The sequence below is a fragment of the Fulvivirga aurantia genome (assembly GCF_009711475.1).
Taxonomy (GTDB): domain Bacteria; phylum Bacteroidota; class Bacteroidia; order Cytophagales; family Cyclobacteriaceae; genus Fulvivirga; species Fulvivirga aurantia.
In genome coordinates this window covers 1-20,470 of the sequence record NZ_SMMD01000930.1, presented here as the reverse complement: position 1 = coordinate 20,470, position 20,470 = coordinate 1, and the positions used below count along the sequence as shown (strand labels likewise).

The window sequence follows — 20,470 nt, the reverse complement described above, 5'->3', positions numbered from 1 at the left end:
GAAATTTTTTTAAGCCATCGGAGGGCTTAATCAATATGTAAAACCCAGCTTGTCTAAGCCAGCTAACACTTCTGTATCGCTCATGAATAAGGTCCAGAGTAGGGCCGTTCTGTGATTTTCTATCATAATCACAATCGGCCCCTGATCGATGGCCAAATAAGAGCTGGCATACCAGTTTTCAGTTACATTATATGCGTCATAAAACCCATAATCTCCCCAAAGCTTGTCACCCATCAGATAATAGAAATGATGAATCGCTGCCATTGAAGCCTCAGGTGTATAGGGCAATGATGATATGGCTGCGGTTGGGGTAATCACCCCTTTATCATTATTAGGTGAATGCGCAGAATAGCCCTCATGATTATCACTAGCTGTTAGTCCCCAAGCGTTTTCGCCATAGCCCACATAATTGAGCGGGTTGGCCACACAGTATGCCCCGTTAATTGTGCTATGAGCTACATTTTGCTCCCAATAGTTGGCATATTGATCTTCGAGATTGCGTGGGTCGAGACCCAGAAATGAATAATGACTGAAAAAGAGAGGGCCACCCCTATCGGAGCCAAGAGGTAAGGTTGTTCCATAAAAGGCATCCCCGTTTTGCATGGCCCCGTTACGCGCCCACCCCAGTTCGTAAATCTCCTTGCTTATACTATGTGTTGGAGAGGCCGCTGCCAGCACATAAATAATCAAAGCTTCATTCCACCCCCGGATTTTTAGGTTTTTCTGAAAACCTACATTGGGTGACCAATGCCAGGTGAGTGCATTATCTCCTGCCTGTACAAACCAGCTCCATTCAACCTCTTCCCACAGCGTGGTAATTTTATTCTTGATAGCGAGTTCCTGGGTATTGCTACCATCCAGATAAGCTCTTACAGCTAACAATCCTTGAATCATGAAAGCAGTCTCAACAAGATCAGCTCCATCATCATCGGCACTGAATGGAATAGTTGCTCCTGTATTGCCGTTCATCCAATGTGGCCACACCCCATGAAAGCGGTCGGCATTTTCTAAAAAGTTTACAATGGTTTCTAGTCTATCCACCCCTTCCTGGCGTGTAATAAACCCTCGCTCAATGCCAACCAAAATTGACATCACCCCAAAACCAGAGCCTCCTATTGTTACGGTATTGCCAGAAGTATTACGCTCCCTTGCCAACCCACTCACCGGATGACCAAAATCCCAAAAATATTTGAAGGTCTGCTGCTGTATTTTGGTCAGCAGTTCTTCATCTGTTATTTCTGGAAATTTAAAGGTTGAGTCGAGTTGGGTGTAGAATTCGAAGGAATAACCTTCAAAACTATTTCCAGAGTTTCCTTTTAATTGATTGCTGATTGAAGCCTCGTATTTTTGCAAATTATCAAGGGGTTGGCTTGATTGTACGATAGCAGTTTTACCATCAGAAGAAAGACTTACGTTTGATACTACTCTTGGAAGTGTGAACGCTTCTTCAAAACTGTTAAGATCGATTTCTGAGTTAAATACGAACTCAAGAACTAAGTCAACTGGAACATTTTGTAATTTACTTGACTCTATTTCCTGGCTATTGGCATTAGCTGAAATAAGCTCTAAATCATCAATTTTAGTTTTAAAACTGAATGTAGTTGGAACTACAGGTACACCTGTACTACTTCTTAATGTTTCAGTTAGTACCAAAGTATAGAGTGTATTAGCCTGTAAAACTCCATTTGTTGAAACATTCACTATATTCTCATCAGATGAAACACTGCTTATTGTTTCGATCTTTTGACCTCCATACATTAGGTCAATACCCTCATCTATTGAATTCGGATCCACCTTTTCACTAAACACCAACGTAATTGATCGATCAACCGGCACCTCTTCTGTGGGGGTGCTGGATATGTCTAATGAAACTGAGCCAGCAAATGCTTTCCGTAATTCAAATGTTACTACTGAGGTATCATCATCTCCGCATCCAATGATAGTACTGATAAATATAAAGAATAGTGCAGTTTGTCGCATATTAGCTTAATGGTCTAACAAGTGAATCAAACTAAGTTGGTTCACTTGCTAGATCTATGTGAAATATATTTAACGTGCTGCTATTATAGCCTCCACATCAGCCAATGAGAGAGGCCTATCAAAAATCCTTAGTTCATCAATATAACTAAGGTCTGATTTATGCCCCCATCCTGTAAACCGTGGTGCTCCTGATCCTATGGATAGAATATCGCAATCTGTCCAATCTATTCCAGCAAATGTGTTGGTAGAAACAACTACTCCATCGATATATACAGTAGCTTCGGTATCGGAAATAGAAAATGCTATGTGAACCCAATCAGTTTCAGTTGCGGGGTTTAGGTCAGCTGCATCGGCACCGTCAAACCATACATCACTAGCCCCAGTGCCGACATTTAGCTTGAATCGTTGATCGCCACCCGCGTCTTCTCTGAAAAAACGGAATCCACTGGTTCTTACATTTTGAGCATCAGGATTGGCATCGTCAGGAGGGCCAATTACTAGAATCCCTGCGCGATCAGGAGTTGCATTGAGCTTATACCAAAATGAAGCACTAAAGGCTCCGTTTTCGAAACTTTCTGATGGAAATGTCAGGTATGAATCAGTTGCACCTGCATAAGCGTTATCTCCACGGAGTCCTTCCCCGGCAAAACCAGAAGTACCAACTTCACTGGCACTTGCACCCGAAGCTACATCAACATAGTCATCTTCGAATGGCATGTAAAAAATCTCACCAAATTCTGGTGTGTATCCTATGGTTCCACCTTCATCATCAATAATTGTCTGAATTTCAGCTTGAGACAATTCTTTGTTGAATAACCTCAACTCATCCATAAAGCTTTGATCAGATAAGTGACCCCACCCAGTGAAACGAGGTGCTCCAGACATAATGGAAAATATATCAGTATCTGTCCAGTCTACACCTGGAAATGTGCCTTGACTTACCACTTCACCATCTATATATACAGTTGCCTGAGAACCTGAAATTGTAAAGGAAAAATGCCTCCACTCGTCTAAAGTCGGGTCGATGTCAGCCGCGTTACCTCCATCAAACCAATTGTCACCCTCTCCATTACCCACGTTCAATTTAAAGCGCTGCTTACCACCAGCGTTCTCTCTAAAAAATCTGAATCCACTCGTTCTATTATTTTGAGCTTCTGGGTTTGTCTCATCGGTTGGCCCAATAACTAAAATACCTGCGCGATCGGGAGTAGCATTTACTTTCATCCAAAAAGTTGCACTAAACTCGCTATTTAATAGACCCTCGGTGGGGAATGTTAAATAAGAATCAGAAGCTCCCGCATATGCATTCCCACCAACTTTTCCTTCATCGGCAAAACCTGGCGAACCAACAATCGTAGGGGTGGTACCTGTTATTAACTCTAAATTTGCTCCATCAAACGGCATATAGAAAATTTCACCATCATACTCTGGTATATAAGGCGGAACCTTCGCAAATGTGACTTGTGTAGTCGTAGATTTACCACTAATGTCAGTAGCTGTAACTTCTAAAGTATGCTCGCCATCAGTGAGGCTCTCATGGGTATACTCTTCTTTTACAACCCGATAATCCAAGAAATCATTGAAACTCACTATACTCTCCCCATCTAAGGTAATTGTTATAGACTGTACCTCGATATCGTCTGTAACTTCAAACTGAATATTAATTGGAATAACTGCATCGTAAGAAGGGATTTCTAAACCTTCTGTGGGAAATTTGATAGAAACATCGGGCTCCTCCTGATCAGAGCCAAGTTCAACCCTTGAGATATCATCTATATACTCTTCGTCACAAGCGAAGTTAACACAGAGGAGTAAGATTAAAATGTATTGTAATTTTCTCATGATAATTATCTTTAATTATTCTGTAGTTGCGATAAGATAGTTGCCTGACTAAGTGGATAAGGAAGGAATTTGTCACTTGCCGGATCATAGGTACGCCCTCCATAATTTAAAGGTTGGGTTAGATCATGTCTTACCAAATCATAATATCTTATCCCCCACTCCATGCCAAATTCGGCAAACTTCTCATCAAGGACTTGGTCTAGTGTCACACCTACTAAATCGTCCAAGCCAGCTCTTGCTCTAACCAGATTAACTGCCTGATCAGCCGAAATTGTTGAGGAAGTAGCTCCGTTTACTATTGCCTCTGCATGCATGAGTAAAACCTCTGCATATCGAATAACAATGAAATTTTTATTTCTGCCGTATATAGTTTGTCCAGGAGATAGCTGAACAGAAGGCAAGTAATGCTTGCCACTTCCAAAATTAAGTCTGGCACTATTATCAAACTGATCACCGTCCCGAGTTACATTTGTCACAAAACCAGGAAGGTCTGTATTGCCGTTGGATATTAATTCATCAATTCCATCTGGTGTGAATAAAACAGAGGTTTCTAATCTTATTGTCTCATCTCTATCGAGCATAAACTCAATATATGGGATAGAGGGCTCCCAAAATCCCCAGCCCGCTTGTGCCCCAGAAACGGCCGGTGTCCATTCATTGGGACCTAATGATGCATATAGATATGAGCGATTCTCCCCTGAACTGTTTCCAAAATCTGAATATTGAAGCTCAAGTATATTCTCATCGTTTAATTTTCCTGGGATTTTGAAGAGATTGTAATAATCAGGCTCTAAAGTATAGAGGTTAGAACCTATTATACCATCTGTGGCATCCACTACACCCTGCCAATTTTTATTATCCAGATTAACCATAGCTTTAACTGCCCTTGCAGTATTACTAGTTATTCCGCCTGTGATATCTGTGCGCTGGTTAGGGTGTACATTAGGAAGATTTGGAATGGATTCATCCATTAAATCTGATATATATTGCAATACTTCTGACTGAGACGACACGGGAGTATTATATAAATCTTCTGCATTACTGGTAGGCGGTATTAAAACATCACCCCACAATCTGCTGATTTGTAGTAATTCGAAACCTATCATTACATTAATCTCAGCAATGTATTGATCAGCGTTTGCCGGATTAGAAGCGAATTCTTTATATTTCAAAAGCTCCTCTTGAGCGGCTTTCCACACAAACAAGTCTCCATAGAGATTCTGCCAAGCAGAATTATACATCCAGGCATTCTCATTATATAAAAACTCATCAGTTTGATGAAGTGGAGGCTGATCCCCGGCAGCATTTACATCGTCACCTCTAACTGAGATAATAGGAAAAGTTTCCCACTGAAGGTGATATAACTCAGCATAGGACCCTTTCAAAATCTCAAACATATTTTCAGATCGGGTATAATCAACATCTTCTAGTAACGCCTCATTATCAAGAGGCTCGTTTAGGTCATCATCACACGAAATACTCCCCAGTAAACAGATCCCTACCAGCAGCGTATTTTTCAAAATTTGTATAGCTTTCATGATGTTTGAATTAATAATTATAGTTTAACATTTAACCCAATAGTATAAATAGCTGGGATAGGATAGGTTTGGCGATCTATCCCATTGGCCACCTCAGGATTGAAGCCGTTATAATCGAAGACAGTTAAAGGTCTTTCTGCCGTAAAAGAGATAGTCGTATTTGGCATTGACACGCCCAATAGGCTTTGATTGACTATGTTATACGACAGTCTTATATTCTGAATTCTAAAATAATCTCCATCTTCTACATAAAAATCACTTATCTGATTGGTATTATAAGGTTTCCTATACCCTGCCGCTGAGGGATATTTGTTGCTGGTCCCTGGCCCATTCCACAAATTAGTGGCGAGGTCCGCGTCAATATTCGGGTCTTGTGTAAATATGATTTCACCTCTTTTCCTGTTTAGGATTTTATTCCCTGCCTGCCCTTGAAAATCCATGGACAGGGATAACGCTTTGTATGATACACCCAAATTAAAACCATATGTAATATCCGGAAGAAAAGAGCCTAAAAACACTCTATCATTTGCATCTATGACACCATCACCATTCTGGTCTCTAAATTGAAAATCACCTGGTACAATATTATTGTTAGTGATGAAATCTGCGTCATACCCAGAAGCATTTACATCCTCTGTTGTTTGAAATACACCCTCTACTTCGTACCCATAAAATTCGTTGAAAGACTGCCCCGGAGATGATCGCTGACGAAACTCTGCGGTGCCTCCATCAATAAACGACTGGCCGTTTAAATCTAGGACCTCATTTTTAAGCGTTGCAAAATTTAATCCCAGGCTATACCTTACATTTGTTCCAAGCCGATCATTCCAATTTAGTGCAACTTCTAGCCCTTGATTCCTAAAATCTCCTGCATTTCTCAATACAGTGGCCCTATTTGAAGGAAGAATTATAGGTATTACCGCATCCTCAGTGTCTCGAATATAATAATCGGCTTCTAAGGACAAACGGCTTTTCAACGCCTCCACTGATAGACCAATATTAGTTTCAACTACTGTTTCCCATTTATCGACTGTGCTAAATGTATTATCAACTACAAGACCACCTATCAACTGGTCATTAATTGCTGTAGAGGTTTGATTAAGGGTCGGCTGACCTACCGCAGGTACAACTCCGTCATTTCCTAACTGACCCCAACTACCTCTAATCTTAAGGAAATCAATGACTCCAACATCGAAGAAATTTTCCTCTGATATTATCCATCCTGCCCCGAAGGTGAAGAAATCACCCCATTTCTGCTGAAATTTATTGGAACCATCCCTACGGTAAGTTCCGTAGAGCAAATACTTTTCGCTGTAGTTATAAGATAATCTTGCAAAGTATGAAGAGCCAAAGATGCGGCTGCCAAAATCATTACTATTGTCTGCGTCAATATTTTCTCCGGTTGGGATAAACCAGGTTGACTCCAACCTTGGATCTAGGGTAGAAATCTCAGTACCTCTAACGCGTGCCCCTTCGGTTATCTCACTTCTATAAGAATACCCTATTTGTGCTGTAATTCCATGATTATTGAAGTTATCTTCATAAGTCAAAACGTTGTCCCATATTTCGTTACAAGATGTGGAGTTTACACGAGTGATACCATTTGGATTTTGTACAACAGTATCTGGAACACTTTCAATATTATATTCAAAATCTACATTTCGATTTACAACATTTTCATAGTTATAGTTATAGGTAGTCTTGAAAGATAGTTTCTCAGGGAGTAACTGAATATCAGCATAAAAATTCCCCAAAATTTTGCCAATGTTTGCCCGATTGTCATTATAGTAAAGATTAAAATATGGGTTTTGAACACCTCTATAACCCAACCTTCGTGCATTAGCAAGCGGTATCGGGGAGGCTCCATTCTCTTCATCAATAACAGGAAGATGGGGTACTGCAAAATAAGTTTGAAACCATACTCCATTTTCTGCATTAAATTGTTTCGCGTTGCTAATAATAGCATTTCCTCCTACTGTAAGCCAGTCATTCGCTCTAACGTCAACCTTTGTGCGAAAATTGATTCTCTCGTATGAATTCCTAATTTCTTCCAGTAATCCTTCCTGTTCAAAATAACTAGCTCCAACTGAGTATCGTGCATTCTCGTTACCTCCAGAAATGTCTATAGTATGATTTTGAATTGGTGCAGCTTCCTTTAACACCTCAGCATACCAATCAGTATTTACATCTGGTAAATTTGGGTTTACCCGACTTCTCCCATACCTCTGTATAGCCTCATCGATAAATGAGGCATCCGCTGAATTTCCGGATTGCTCGGTATATTGATTTATATAATTTACGAATTGTTCTGTATTAGACATTTTAAGTACATTCTGTGGTACCTGTACTCCATAATATCCGTTGTAAGTTATACTTGTCTTTTGATTATACTTACCAGCTTTGGTTTCAATCAGCACAACTCCATTTGCAGCTCTAACTCCATAAATAGCAGATGCTGAGGCGTCTTTAAGCACTGATATACTCTCAATATCAGCTGTATTAAGAAAATCTAAATTGTCAAAAAACATCCCGTCTACTACATAAAGAGGCTGCCCGTCATCTGAACCGGGAAAGGAACCTATACCCCTAACTCGAACCGTAGGGCTACCCCCAGGATTTCCATTACTCACAATTTGTACTCCAGCCACTTTTCCTTGAAGTGCTTGCATAGCCTGAGATGTCGGTGTTTTAACTATTTCCTCTGATTTCACAGTTGAAATAGCAGAAGTTAAGTTACGCTCGCTTTGCGTTCCATAACCAATTACAACCACTTCTTGAAGAGAGGTAATATCTTCTTCAAGTGTAATGTTAATTACGCTTTGTGCTCCAACAGGAGCCCTTTGAGTCTCAAAACCAATAAATGAAAATATTAAAACATCGTCACTACTTGCGACAACTGAATAATTGCCATCGGCATCGGTTACCGTACCTTGGCTAGTGCCTTCGAGGAGGACGTTTACTCCTGGGAGTGGCTCATTGTCTATGGACACCACCTGCCCACTCACAGTGTTTGTTTGTGCATAGACCTGCGGCATATAAAGCAGCAATGCCAGCATGCCAACTAATCGTAAAATTTTTGTCATAGGGGTTTATTTTAAAATTGTACCTATCGTTTTTTTAAACTTTACCTAATTGTATTATTACTGAAAGCCGTAAGCAAAAAAAAGAAAAAAAATCTCTCAGAAATCGTTTGAGAAACCGTTTGCGGTGACGCCTTTTATTGCGCTTAAAAAACAATGAACAAGGACTGTAACAGCCTTTTTAGAGCATATTACATAGCACAAATTGCGCTTAATTGACAGTAGTACAAAAGTGCTGGATTTTTGCGCGAAAATAGGCGCCTGAGGGTATAACTAAAAAATGTGCTATTTGAGGAAACTACCAGAGCATGACCCCTGATTCAGACTACCCCTTTTTCTCCAAATGAGCAGTAAACAAGTCCGTAATCTTAAAGCGAGTACCCTCATTTTCCATAAATACTTTTTCTATTTTCTTTCTAAAGTTCCATACAGTGTTTCTGCGCAAGTCGAGTAACTCAGAGAGATCGTCAAGTGTGTATTTGTGTTGCTTATCATTAACAACATACAAAATGTAAAAGGCCTTTTCTATTGGGAACTTAATACGATGAAAAATGGTATTGCTCGTTACAGACTCATCATAACCGCATTTGCTACACCGCCTGGAAAACTTGGTGTGCCCATCAGAGTATTTAGTGTTGCCACACTTGCTACACTCAAAGCCCTCACTCCATTTTAACCTATCCAGAAAGCGATAGCAGCTTATATCATTTGGGAAAATTTCCTTAAACTCATCAATGGTAAGGTTTTTATTAATAAGCCGATCCTGAAGTATCTCTTTAATATTGTTTTTGAGCTTCCAATTGTCTAGGTCCAGTATAGAGTTAATCTTACTAATTTCATTGGTTTGGAGGTACAGCTTCTTGTTTGTCTCATTCAGCAACAAGTTCTTTTCCTGTAGCTCTTTGGTGCGCTGTGTAACCAGCTGTTCAAGTTCCTGATTTACTTTGTCTTTAAGCTCCACATTCTGCTGATGCTGTATAATAATTCTTTTTAGCGCACGATCTCTGTTCGACTTAAGTATGCGCACCCTGTCACTCAGGGCATAAGTAAGCAATAGCATTTCTAACAGAAAGCAAATGTGTAAGCTATAATAGCTCAAAATGTAGAAAGGAATAATAGACCAGTTGAGTAAGGCTTTAATCAAAAATCCTAAAAATAATACGCCATAGGCCACAACGAAAAAACGCGCTGGTTTATAGCCCCTGGCAAGCACGTCTATACCAGCATAGAATATGAGCAACATCGGAATGATTTCTATATTCCTCCATTCAAAGAGAGAGTGATCAAATAGCAGCGCATAAACAAATAATAATGTGCGTAAAATAACAATAGCGGTTATGGCTTTATAAATCTTCCTGGCTCTTACGCGGGTATTTAGAAACCGTTGGCCAAATAATAAAGCCCAAAAAATCACTAAAAATAGTGCCGTCCCATGGGCTATTTGATTCCACTCCGGTTGATTTGGCCAGAGATACTGATAAGCCATACCATCCACACACATGGCATAAAGACCCACACTAAATATGTAAAATGTATAATACAGGTACTTAACCTCTCTAATCGCCAGATAAATAAGAATGTTGTAAAGGGAAATGATGAGTATTGTTCCATAAAAAATACCGTATAGAAAGTACTCAAAGAGCGAGTACTGCACAAAACGATTTACAGACCGAACGGCAATCCTTATATCTGCATATGTGTGAGATTTTATTCGGAAATAATAGGTCTGTCTCCCTTCTAAAAACGGGTCAATAAAGATTTCGAAATTCTTATGTCGAAGCGTCTTCTGGAGGAAGGGATATTGGTCACCCATAATCAGAGTATCATACCGGCCATTGGGCTGGGGCAGGTAAGCTTCGATATGATCGATGGTTTGATCGTAGAATTCAATCAGCCATTGCTTGTTATTATTTTTATTTAGATCAAGCGGAAGCTTTACCCAATAATAAGAATCAGTGTTATAGTCTTTGGTTTCAAACCTAACCTGCTTTTTGAAATTTAAATTTCCGGTTAGCACATCCTCAAATTCCTTTGATCCATCTACATCTTCATATATTTCCAGAGATATGATGTCCAGGATCACTTCATCGGTAGCATTATTGGGTAGCGACTGGCCAAAAAAAGGTGTCCATACCAATAAATAAATGACTATAAATAAGGCTGTTTTAATTGAATTCATGACCTACCACAAAAACCCGAGTCAAATCTATTTCTAATTTAGGCAAAGTTTCAGAATTTGGTAAATCAACATAAATATTGAGGCACCAGCCCAGGATTTCTAACTTGAAGAAATGTGAGTGGAGTGTATTGCCCCCGATAGCTATCAGGGGAACCAACTATCTGTCACGTTGATCGACTTAGCAGCTGTGCAGGGTATGACCTTTTAACTTTTAGTGTAAATAAATGTGGAGTGTATTGGATTCGAACCAACGACCCCCGCCCTGTCAAGGCGGTGCTCTAAACCAACTGAGCTAACACTCCATAGATAAACTTGCACGCAAGTATAATAATAATCTTGTAAAGATTACGATCCGCAACCTATACACTCAAAATCAGAATCATCCGGTCGCACAGTTGGACTTTCCATCTCATTTAACTGACGTTTAAGATCAAAAATCTTTTCCTGAGTGTCCATGTCCTTCATCATATCACCAACAAGTTGTGATTCTAACGCTTCGATTTCGCTTAATAGTTGCTCTTTCATACTTAAGATTATTCTGGTTTAATTATACATGGAAAATGAATGAATAACAACGATGACATTCAGATATTGTTACCAGGATTTGATTCTAAAGTTATTTGTCTTGTGCTGGTGGCGTAATCATGATATGTGCTTTATGAGTGCCGGGATCCATAATCCAGGGGCCACCTGGCACAATCGGACGAATGGGCAGGCCGGTAGATTCTGGCGTAGCAAAAGGAATATATACAACGTACCGATAATTTGCATCCACAACCTTTCCTGACTCTTCATCATACCTTCCTTCAGAGCCTGATAGTATATGAAGTGTAGTCGGATTTTTAGGCATTTGTAATGTGCCTGCTTTGGCCTCTTTTTCTCTGATTTCAAAAATTTCTGAACCACGCTTTCCCTCTGCTCTCAATTCGCGGCCCCTAGCCATAAATGGCTCAAGATCCTGATGATAGCACGCAACACTAAAACCCTCTTTAGATGGGTCGTCCGCTAAGCAGATTAGTTCATTAGTACCTACTCTAATCACCACAAGCTTCCTGGACTCATCAAAGCCCAACACAGTGGCCTCAGCCCTGTTTTCTTCGGGTGCAGCTTGTATAGCAGCACTTATTTGCTCTTCTTGATTTGGTATCTGCGCTTCACAACTGAAGCATGTAAATAAAGCTAAAGTAAATACAAGTCGTGTTTTCATGATTTTTAGATTGTTTCTCCCAATCAAGGTACGAATATCAGGGCAATGAGAAAAGAGGCCAGACTTGAATGGTAAAAATGAAAAATCACTTAAACAAAAAAAGACAGCCATTTCTGACTGTCTTTGTGTGGGCGCTGAGAGATTCGAACTCCCGACCCCCTCGGTGTAAACGAGGTGCTCTGAACCAACTGAGCTAAGCGCCCTTTTTTGTTTATTTCCCTTGCTCGTTTGCTTAAGGGAATGCAAATGTAATATAGATTTTTTTAAGTGCAAATATTTTACGAAAAATTTGTTAAAATTTATTCTGACTTACCTCGTTTGAAGATTTAGCCAGATTAGCGTAGCTTTCAAATTAAAATAACCAAACCTAAATCTCACAACCAATTTGACTTTAGTCAAGGCCATAAAGAAGACTTTCATTGTACTGCTTTCTGCGGTGCTCATACTTGTGTTATCAAGTATTTTAAGTGCTTTTTTCTTTAAAGATGCCTTGATCAATCACTTTATACGAGAAGCCAATAAAAATTTAAACACCCCAATTGATATCGGTAAAATTACCGTTTCAGCACTTGATAATTTCCCGAGAATGACCCTCACATTTCAGAGTGTATACATTCAGGAAAGTTTTAAAGGGAGCAGCTATCCTTTGTTAGAAGCTGACCAGATAGAATTTACTTTTAATCCGCTAGAGATTTATAGAGGCAACTACACCGTAGAGCAAATTTATATCAGCAATGCCTCCAGCCATTTTAAGGTTAATGAAAATGGCGAGCTGAATTATATTATTTTTAAAAAATCAGATTCCACTCAATCTCAAACCGTAAAACTTGATCTCTCAAAAGTTACTCTGAAGGACGTTGATTTTAAGTACTCCAATGATTTAAGTGAAATTTACCTCGATGTAAGTACACCAAGAACAGAAGCCATCATTGGAATAGTTGGCAAAACATATGACATCGAAGCAAAAGGAGCATACAACCTTAAGAAAATAATGTCTCAGGGGTCTACACTCATGGAGAATAAGGAACTAGAAATTAACAGCTTCCTCGTTTATGACGATCAGGCCAAACATGTAGACTTTATACAATCAGAGCTTAAAATTAAGGGGTCAGATTTTATTACCTTCGGTGAGTACGACTTTCTAGAAACACCGGAAATTTCTTTCTATGTAGAAGGGAAAGAAACCACACTACAAACGCTTATTTCGCTTCTCCCGGAAGAAAATGTGCAGCATCTCAAAAAATATAAAAGCTCCGGTGAGGTATACCTCGACTTATCATTAAAAGGTAAAATTGGCGGTAAAAACTCCCCTGCTTTACAGATAAACTTTGGTCTATTAGAAGCTGACCTGCTCTACCCGGAAAGGGATGTGAAAATTACAGAAGCCCACGCAGAAGGGGTATTTACGGCCTCTAGGATTGACCAGCTCAACAAAGGCAAACTAAGCCTAAAGAATATAAAAGGTATGCTCGAAGGGCAATCCTTCAATGGCAACCTTACACTAGAAAACTTCGATGATCCTCACATACACCTCGACTTCAATGGCGGCATGGAAGTAAACTCCTTGATGCGTTTCATAGATCAAAATGATTTTTCACTGGCATCAGGTGCGCTGCAGGTAAACTTAAACATGGCTGGCAAGATCAATAACCTCAAAAAGAAAGAAACCGCCAATAAAGTAAAAACCAGTGGAGAAATTGATGTAAAAGATCTTTCACTTTCTCATAAATCTTTAGCCCTGCCAGTCGAAAAAATTAATGGAAATTTTCTTTTCAACAATAATGACCTGGCCATCAGTAATGTCTCTGGGTTTTATGGCACCAGCGACTTCTTGCTCAATGGTTTCTTTAAAAATATCATCGCCTACCTACTTTTTGAAAACGAACCAATAGGTATTGAAGCTGACTTAAAATCCAGGTTTATCAATCTCGATGAGCTATTAGCTGAGCAAAGCGATAATAAAACATCTGATTATGCCTTCAGCATATCACCCAGGCTCATGCTCAAGTTTAATTGCGATGTTGGCGCATTAAAGTTTAGAAGATTTAAGCCAACAAATATCAAAGGCGATCTCAAGATCAAAAATCAGGTAGCCTATACCGATCAACTTAAACTGAAAGCTATGGGTGGTGAAATTGCCCTTTCCGGGTTGGTAGATGCCACAAAAACGCAGGCGCTTCAGGTAAACAGCAATTTTTCTGTAGAAAGAGTCTACATCGATAGTATTTTCTACGTATTCGAAAACTTCAACCAGTCATTCTTAGAAGATAAGCACCTTGAAGGTAAAATTCTGGCAGATGTACAAACAGAAATGGTTTTTGATCAAAAACTTAAACTTAAGCCTGAAACACTCACGGCCACCATCAACACAAGTATAAAGGACGGGGAACTTAACAACTTTGAGCCCATGCAAAAACTGGCCAGATATGTAGATGAAGAAAAGTTGGATCATCTTACTTTTTCTGAATTAAGAAATGAAATACATGTAGAAAATGAAACCATCTATTTACCTCAGATGGAAGTGAGCTCAAACATTACCGACATAAAAATCAGCGGAACTCACACTTTTGACCAAAAAATTGAATATCGTGTAATAGCACCCCTTAGAAGTAAAGCACGAATTGATAGAGATGAGGCCTTTGGTGCAATAGAAGAAGACACTCAAGGTCGTACTATGCTTTATCTAAAAATAATAGGCTCTACTGATGATTATGACATTTTGTATGACAAAGAAAGTGTAAAGCAAAAAATAGTAAGTGACCTTAAAAAAGAGGTTAACGAATTGAAAAATGCCTTTAAAAACAAAGGACTGGATAAGAAAAAAACTGTAGAATTGGAGGAAGATGATTATTTTGACTGGGATGATGACGGCCTATAACTACCCATAGCATGGAGCTTACTACCTTCAAAACCATATTTGATGAGTATTATCATCCGATTAAAAATTTCTTATATTATAAGTTAGGCGATGTGGCTTTGGCCGAGGACATTGCCCAGGAAGTTTTTATGAAAGCTTGGGAGAAAAGAGACCAAATTGTTGTTGACACAGTTAAAAGCTATTTATATACTATTGCAAATAACCTTACCATCAATCATTTTAAAAGTGCCAAAAGCAATTTTGAGTTTGAGTTAAAGGAAGACAACCCTGTACCAAGCAAAAGTGAGACACCTGATTATACCATGGAAAAGGATGAATTTGCATTGAAGTTAGAAAAGGCCATAGCCTCTCTCACAGAAAGTCAGCGTGTTGTCTTTCTCATGAATAGAATTGATGACCTGACTTACAAAGAAATAGCTAAACGGCTTGATATAAGTGTAAAAGCTGTAGAAAAACGAATGCGCAACGCATTAGAGGCATTGCGGCAATTAATTGACCATAAGATATAATACTATGGCAGATGATCAATTTATAAAAGACTGGCTAGAGGGCAAAGTATCTGCAAGTGATCTTGATAAAGCCAAAAAATCGGATGAATCGGTAGAGGATTTTGAGGAAATAATAGCGAAGAGTCAAAAGCTTAATGTGCCTCGGGGCAAAAGTAAAGCAGAAGCATGGAATGATTTTGTGGCTAAAATTGATGAAAAAGAAGCTCCCAAAGCCAAGGTGCGTAAGCTTAACCCGGCATGGCCTATTGGTATAGCGGCAGCAATATCTCTTGCAATTGTAGCATATTTATTTCTGTTCAGTAGTACTACAATATCAACAGCTCCTGGCAATAGATTAGCTCATGTACTACCTGATGGCTCAACAGTAACACTCAATGCCGATTCAAAAATATCGTATAATGAATCTAACTGGTTAGACGATAGGTCTGTAAAATTAGATGGTGAGGCATTTTTTGAAGTTACCGAAGGCTCTAGCTTCGTGGTGGAAGGCAACCAAACAAGTGTCACTGTTTTAGGCACAAGCTTTAATGTTTACTTAAGAAATGATGATGTAAAAGTTCAGTGCTTTACCGGCAAGGTTAACGTTGCTAAAAATGACAAAAATATAATACTAGAAAAGGGTCAGGCTACCGGAAATGAGTTGGAGTTAAGGTCATTTGATTCTTTAGTGGAAGCTACCTGGAGGTCTGGTGAGTTTCATTTCAAAAATCAACCTTTAACCGAGGTTATTAAAGAATTGGAAAGACAATATGATATTGAAGTGGAGTATGATTTAAGCACTCAAAGGCAATACACCGGTTACTTCAACGATAAGGATCTTAATGAGGCACTTCAATTTGTATTCAAACCTATGGGCCTCTCTTATGAAATAAAAGACGACAAAGTAATTGTTAAGTGAAGCGCCTCTTTACTACCATTCTTCTCTTTGCTGCAATTGCTGCACATGGACAAACCGAACAGGTAAAAATCACCCATGAGTTTATCAATGAGCCACTGGAAGCAGCGCTAAATTGGCTCAACAGTGAGCATGGCATCAAAGTCGCGTTTGACAATGAGCTAATTGCTCATGATAGTGTTACCGTAAGATTTGTTGATAATAATCTTCAGCAAGTTCTAGAAGGCCTATTGGCCAATACAGGCCTTACTTTCAATATCATAAACGGAAAAGTAGTTATTTATGCAGCCCCTCCTGAGGATAGCGAGGCTCCCAAAAAATACAATTTTCAGCTTTCAGGAAAAATAGCAGACGTTACCTCCGGTGAGAGCCTACCCAATGCATTGATTAAGGTAAAGGGTACTAATAAAGGTACGGTTAGTAATGTAGACGGGCACTTTACACTTTTTAAAGTACCAACAGATACCAGCACCATTGTTATTGACTACCTCGGCTACATGACTAAAGAGATCAAGCTCTCTCCTGATTTGCCTTTTTCTGAAATAGAAATTGAGTTGCAAAGTGATATTGAAATGCTTGACGATATCACCATTAGCGATTCTTACGATCAACCTATTGCCGTAAATAGAGAAATAAGTAGAATGGCCTTCAATCCCAAAGCCCTACAAACTCTGCCTACTCTCGGAGAGCACGACTTATTTCGTACGTTGCAATACATGCCGGGAGTAAGTGCTACCAACGAGTCTTCATCTGGTTTGTCGATCAGAGGATCTCTACCAAGTCAAAATTTGGTATTGCTCGATGGCTTCACCCTATACCACCTCGATCATTTTTTTGGTGTTTTTAGCGCACTAAATAGTGATGTGATTAAAGATGTCCAAATCTATAAAAGTGGCTATAGTGCCAAATATGGTGGGCGTGTGTCAGGAGTTGTTGACATAACTGGTAAAAGTGGTGGAGCAGACAAAGCTACTTATAGCATTGGCGCCAATTTATTGAGCCTAAGGGCAACAGCGCAAATCCCTATTGGTAAAAAGGTATCGGTGCTGGCGTCATTTAGAAGGTCATTTACAGATGCGGTACAAAGCGACCTTTACAAAAACCTGTTTGACATTGTACGAGAAAATGATGATCAAATTAATCGCCCGGTTGAAAATGACCGTTTTGAAGAAATTGAACCTGAGTTTTATTTTACAGATATCAATTTTAAAACTGCCTACCGCCCTTCCAATAAAGATATTATCTCGCTTAGTGCCTATGGAGGTCGAGACCACCTCTACGGTGAAACAATAGATTCTGCATCTTTTGCACCTTTAGACATATTCTACCAGGAAAGTCTGACTGAAAGAAACGAATGGGGCAATGGTGGTGTAGGTCTACGCTGGGGCCGACAGTGGAATGATAACTATTACAGCAATTTACGCTTTACCTTTTCTAGTTTTGACCGGAATTATAACTTCAATTATCAATATCAACTAGACTCAGCGCAACAAAGCCAAAAAGCTAATTTTGATTTTACACAAACCAATCGAATTGAAGACGCCAATTTTCTTTTTGACAATACCTATACGATTAATAACCAATGGTCTCTTGATTTTGGGATTCACGCCAACGAATATCGCATACGATACCAAACCAGCTCTAATGGTAAGGTCGCAGATGAGCAAGACAATGAAGGCAAAATCAGCAGTTTGTATATAACCGGCCATTATGATCTAAATCCGGATTTTAGAATCTCTGCTGGCTTTAGGTCAAACAGACACGAGATCAACGACACTTCCTATTTTGAACCTAGGCTCTCCGCTAATTATCAAATCAGTGAAAAACTTAATCTGAAAGCGGCTTATGGCGTTTATCATCAATTCCTAAATCAGGTATTGTATGATCATCCTTACAATGGCACACAGAATTTTTGGGCTTTTTCTAACTTGGAAGGCATACCTGTAGTGAAATCTAAACATCATGTGATAGGCGCAACCTATCAAAATAATGGTTTTCTGGTCGATTTAGAAGCTTACTACAAAGACCTTTCTGGAATCGTAGAATTTAATCTGGTACCATTTTTTGTGAAAGAAGAATCATTAGATCTGGGTTTTTTGGTGGGTGGTGAAGGCCGTATGCGCGGCATCGACCTCATGGTGCAAAAGGAGATTGGTAAATATAAAGGATGGGTGAGCTATAGTCTTAGCCGATCCCTTCAGTCTTTCCCTGCGGTAGAAAAAGGTATTTTTTACCCATCATTGCAAGATCAAACTCATGAAATAAACATTGTGAACATGGCAACACTTGGTCGCTGGGATGTGTCAGCTGCATGGATATACGGCAGTGGTTCTCCATATCGAGAGTACGATGTGCTTTATTTCACCAATGACCAAGGTACAGTGGAAGACTTCATAGTTGTAAAAGACAGAACTGCCATAGTTCGTCTTCCAGACTATCACAGACTTGACCTTTCAGTAGCCTATGACCTCAATTTTAAGAAGGGTTCGGGTCAGGTTGGCATGTCAATATTTAATAGCTACGCCAGAAAAAACATCAAGACAAGAAAAATTAACATTAGCGAACTGCAAAAGGCTATAGGAACCAAAAACCAGCCTCTCCCGACTTATAGAGACCAGATTTTAATAGGATTCACACCAAGCTTCTTTGTCAATTTTACTTTTTAACCAACTGATTATTAGTTTTTAAAAAACTTTTTCACTTCTTAAGGTAGGGTAAACTCTATCTGCCTTGTACTACTTATTGAAACACACAAACAATGAGTAGTAACAACAACATACCAAAAAGCACCACGTCAATTTCCAGGATTATGGAAGTAGCTGGTCAGTTTGCGGTACCTACTATTCACAATCATCAAAGCGCCTGGAAAAAGCTTGACCTTAAAAAGTCAAAGCAAATAAAATTTTTCCCTAATCGTCTCATGAGAATCGCAGCTGCAGTTGCATTGTTATGCGCAGCTTGCCTCAGCACTGTGTTTATGGCACAGCAAGAAATAGTCACAGCTAAAGGCGAACATAGAACTATAGAACTCCCCGACCACTCTACCGTGCGACTCAATGCAGAATCCATGGTAAGCTTTAACCCTATCCTTTGGAAACTAAACCGTCAGGTATCGTTTAGCGGTGAGGGTATTTTTGAGGTAATTAAAGGGAGTACGTTCACCGTCAATACTGCAAAAAATCAGTCGGTACGTGTATTGGGTACAAGCTTCGATGTGTTGGCGAGAAAAGATCTATTTAGAGTAGCCTGCATCACAGGCAAAGTAAGTGTAGACCAGGGCAATAAGCAGGTAATTTTAACACCCGGACTCACCACTCAGCAAGCCGGTAACGACCTAACCGAACCTTTAATTTTTGACCCAAAAATTCTGGCTTGGGAAAGTGGTGAGTTCTATTTCTCTAACCAACCTCTATCAGAAGTTATTTCCGAAATCGAAAGACAATTTAATATCACTATCGATTACACAGCCAGTAAAGAAAGATACTACACAGGCTATTTCAACAACAAAGATCTTGATGAGGCACTAAAATTAGTTTGCTTACCTCTGGGTCTCAAGTATAAGATTGAAAATTCTAAAAAAGTAAAAATTATCAACTACGAAATAAATGTTTAATTAAATTATGAAAACGATGAAATCATTGAGTTTAAAAATTACAATCGCTCTCTTATTTGCGGTGACAATCATGGCATGTGATGATGAGCAGGTGCAACCAGAACAAAATATTAATGACAATTCTGAAGAAACCAGCCAATTAGTAAAGTTGAAAAGTGATCTTGACAACGCTACATTCAACCTATTTGGTGGAGATTTTAAGGGCAATCAAAACAATGGCCGAAGAATTGGTGTACACAGATTTAGTCACTTATTTAATAGCAAAGAAGAGGCTGCAAGAGTATCGGAGGATTGGGATACTTGTGCACTCATTACCATAAAGGAAAATGAAGATGGAAGCTATACAGTAATCCTTGATTTTGGAGAAGGATGCGAAGAATCAGACGGAAGATTTTTAGAAGGTATAGTAGCCTTTAGAGGTAGCGAAACCGATAGCTCTGGAGTATTTCAAATAGGCTTTGAAAACTTTTCTGAATCTCACCCGGGAGATAGCGTAATCAAAGATTTTACAATCTCAGGGTGGTACCATGGCGAATGGAAGTTATACCCAACCCCGGACTTTGATTATGCTGAAGGATTTGCAGAGTCATTCGAAATCAACTACGACAATGGTGGTCAGGAAAAATTTGCTGCAGAAGGAGAGTTTTTAGCCAATGAAAGAGGTTTTGCAGTTACCAAACACAACTTTGAGGGAACTAACCTCGAAGGTGATATTTTCAGCGGTGTTACTGTTGACCCATTAATCTATG

The 20,470-nt window shown here is 39.3% G+C and carries 13 protein-coding genes and 2 tRNA genes; 6 read left to right on the top strand and 9 right to left on the bottom strand.

The features are described 5' to 3' along the window. Nucleotides 1-30: 30 nt before the first annotated feature. From E1176_RS17940 to E1176_RS17900, 9 genes are all read right to left on the bottom strand, one after another. The gene (locus E1176_RS17940; RefSeq protein WP_155212426.1) at nucleotides 31-1,980 is read right to left on the bottom strand and encodes a glucoamylase family protein; all 1,950 of its coding nucleotides are present in this window, start codon (nucleotides 1,978-1,980) and stop codon (nucleotides 31-33) included. A 69-nt stretch (nucleotides 1,981-2,049) separates the two neighbouring features. Further along, entirely contained in the window at nucleotides 2,050-3,822 is a 1,773-nt protein-coding gene (locus E1176_RS17935) for a LamG domain-containing protein (RefSeq protein WP_155212425.1), read from the bottom strand. 11 nt (nucleotides 3,823-3,833) lie between these two features. After that, nucleotides 3,834-5,360 carry a RagB/SusD family nutrient uptake outer membrane protein gene (locus tag E1176_RS17930; protein ID WP_155212424.1) on the bottom strand — a complete coding sequence of 509 codons (1,527 nt, stop codon included), beginning with the start codon at nucleotides 5,358-5,360 and terminating at the stop codon, nucleotides 3,834-3,836. Between the two features lie 17 nt (nucleotides 5,361-5,377). Continuing rightward, nucleotides 5,378-8,443: a SusC/RagA family TonB-linked outer membrane protein gene (locus E1176_RS17925; RefSeq protein ID WP_155212423.1), complete on the bottom strand. Its 3,066-nt coding sequence runs from the start codon at nucleotides 8,441-8,443 to the stop codon at nucleotides 5,378-5,380. 322 nt (nucleotides 8,444-8,765) lie between these two features. Further along, nucleotides 8,766-10,619 (bottom strand): 7TM diverse intracellular signaling domain-containing protein, encoded by a 1,854-nt coding sequence (locus E1176_RS17920; protein ID WP_155212422.1) that lies wholly within the window; start codon nucleotides 10,617-10,619, stop codon nucleotides 8,766-8,768. Nucleotides 10,620-10,846: 227 nt separating this feature from the next. Beyond that, nucleotides 10,847-10,921, bottom strand: a tRNA-Val gene (locus E1176_RS17915). A 43-nt stretch (nucleotides 10,922-10,964) separates the two neighbouring features. Then, nucleotides 10,965-11,144, bottom strand: coding sequence for a hypothetical protein (locus tag E1176_RS17910; protein WP_155212421.1), 180 nt, complete (start codon nucleotides 11,142-11,144; stop codon nucleotides 10,965-10,967). Nucleotides 11,145-11,235: 91 nt separating this feature from the next. Further along, nucleotides 11,236-11,826, bottom strand: a complete 591-nt coding sequence (locus tag E1176_RS17905) for a hypothetical protein (RefSeq protein ID WP_155212420.1) — start codon at nucleotides 11,824-11,826, stop codon at nucleotides 11,236-11,238. 128 nt (nucleotides 11,827-11,954) lie between these two features. Next, nucleotides 11,955-12,029: transfer RNA gene (locus tag E1176_RS17900), tRNA-Val, on the bottom strand. Nucleotides 12,030-12,211: 182 nt separating this feature from the next. On the opposite strand from E1176_RS17900, the gene E1176_RS17895 reads away from it, so the two are divergent. From E1176_RS17895 to E1176_RS17870, 6 genes are all read left to right on the top strand, one after another. Next, on the top strand, nucleotides 12,212-14,704 hold the full coding sequence (locus E1176_RS17895; protein WP_155212419.1) for an AsmA-like C-terminal region-containing protein: 2,493 nt from the start codon (nucleotides 12,212-12,214) through the stop codon (nucleotides 14,702-14,704). An 11-nt stretch (nucleotides 14,705-14,715) separates the two neighbouring features. Continuing rightward, a complete protein-coding gene (locus E1176_RS17890) occupies nucleotides 14,716-15,213 on the top strand; it encodes an RNA polymerase sigma factor (RefSeq protein ID WP_155212418.1) in 498 nt (165 codons plus the stop codon). A 4-nt stretch (nucleotides 15,214-15,217) separates the two neighbouring features. Beyond that, nucleotides 15,218-16,111, top strand: a complete 894-nt coding sequence (locus E1176_RS17885; RefSeq protein WP_155212417.1) for a FecR family protein — start codon at nucleotides 15,218-15,220, stop codon at nucleotides 16,109-16,111. Continuing rightward, nucleotides 16,108-18,774, top strand: coding sequence for a TonB-dependent receptor domain-containing protein (locus E1176_RS17880; protein ID WP_155212416.1), 2,667 nt, complete (start codon nucleotides 16,108-16,110; stop codon nucleotides 18,772-18,774). The genes E1176_RS17885 and E1176_RS17880 overlap by 4 nt, the downstream gene beginning before the upstream one ends. Nucleotides 18,775-18,866: 92 nt before the next feature. Further along, nucleotides 18,867-19,721, top strand: a complete 855-nt coding sequence (locus E1176_RS17875; protein ID WP_155212415.1) for a FecR family protein — start codon at nucleotides 18,867-18,869, stop codon at nucleotides 19,719-19,721. Between the two features lie 7 nt (nucleotides 19,722-19,728). Continuing rightward, nucleotides 19,729-20,470 (top strand): hypothetical protein (locus E1176_RS17870; protein WP_155212414.1); only part of this gene is annotated, 742 nt, incomplete at its 3' end.

Coding starts and splice junctions, on each gene's coding strand:
- E1176_RS17905 (WP_155212420.1), bottom strand. CDS start 11,826: ATGAAAACACGACTTGTATTTACTTTAGCTTTATTTACATGCTTCAGT.
- E1176_RS17940 (WP_155212426.1), bottom strand. CDS start 1,980: ATGCGACAAACTGCACTATTCTTTATATTTATCAGTACTATCATTGGA.
- E1176_RS17890 (WP_155212418.1), top strand. CDS start 14,716: ATGGAGCTTACTACCTTCAAAACCATATTTGATGAGTATTATCATCCG.
- E1176_RS17925 (WP_155212423.1), bottom strand. CDS start 8,443: ATGACAAAAATTTTACGATTAGTTGGCATGCTGGCATTGCTGCTTTAT.
- E1176_RS17875 (WP_155212415.1), top strand. CDS start 18,867: ATGAGTAGTAACAACAACATACCAAAAAGCACCACGTCAATTTCCAGG.
- E1176_RS17930 (WP_155212424.1), bottom strand. CDS start 5,360: ATGAAAGCTATACAAATTTTGAAAAATACGCTGCTGGTAGGGATCTGT.
- E1176_RS17910 (WP_155212421.1), bottom strand. CDS start 11,144: ATGAAAGAGCAACTATTAAGCGAAATCGAAGCGTTAGAATCACAACTT.
- E1176_RS17885 (WP_155212417.1), top strand. CDS start 15,218: ATGGCAGATGATCAATTTATAAAAGACTGGCTAGAGGGCAAAGTATCT.
- E1176_RS17920 (WP_155212422.1), bottom strand. CDS start 10,619: ATGAATTCAATTAAAACAGCCTTATTTATAGTCATTTATTTATTGGTA.
- E1176_RS17935 (WP_155212425.1), bottom strand. CDS start 3,822: ATGAGAAAATTACAATACATTTTAATCTTACTCCTCTGTGTTAACTTC.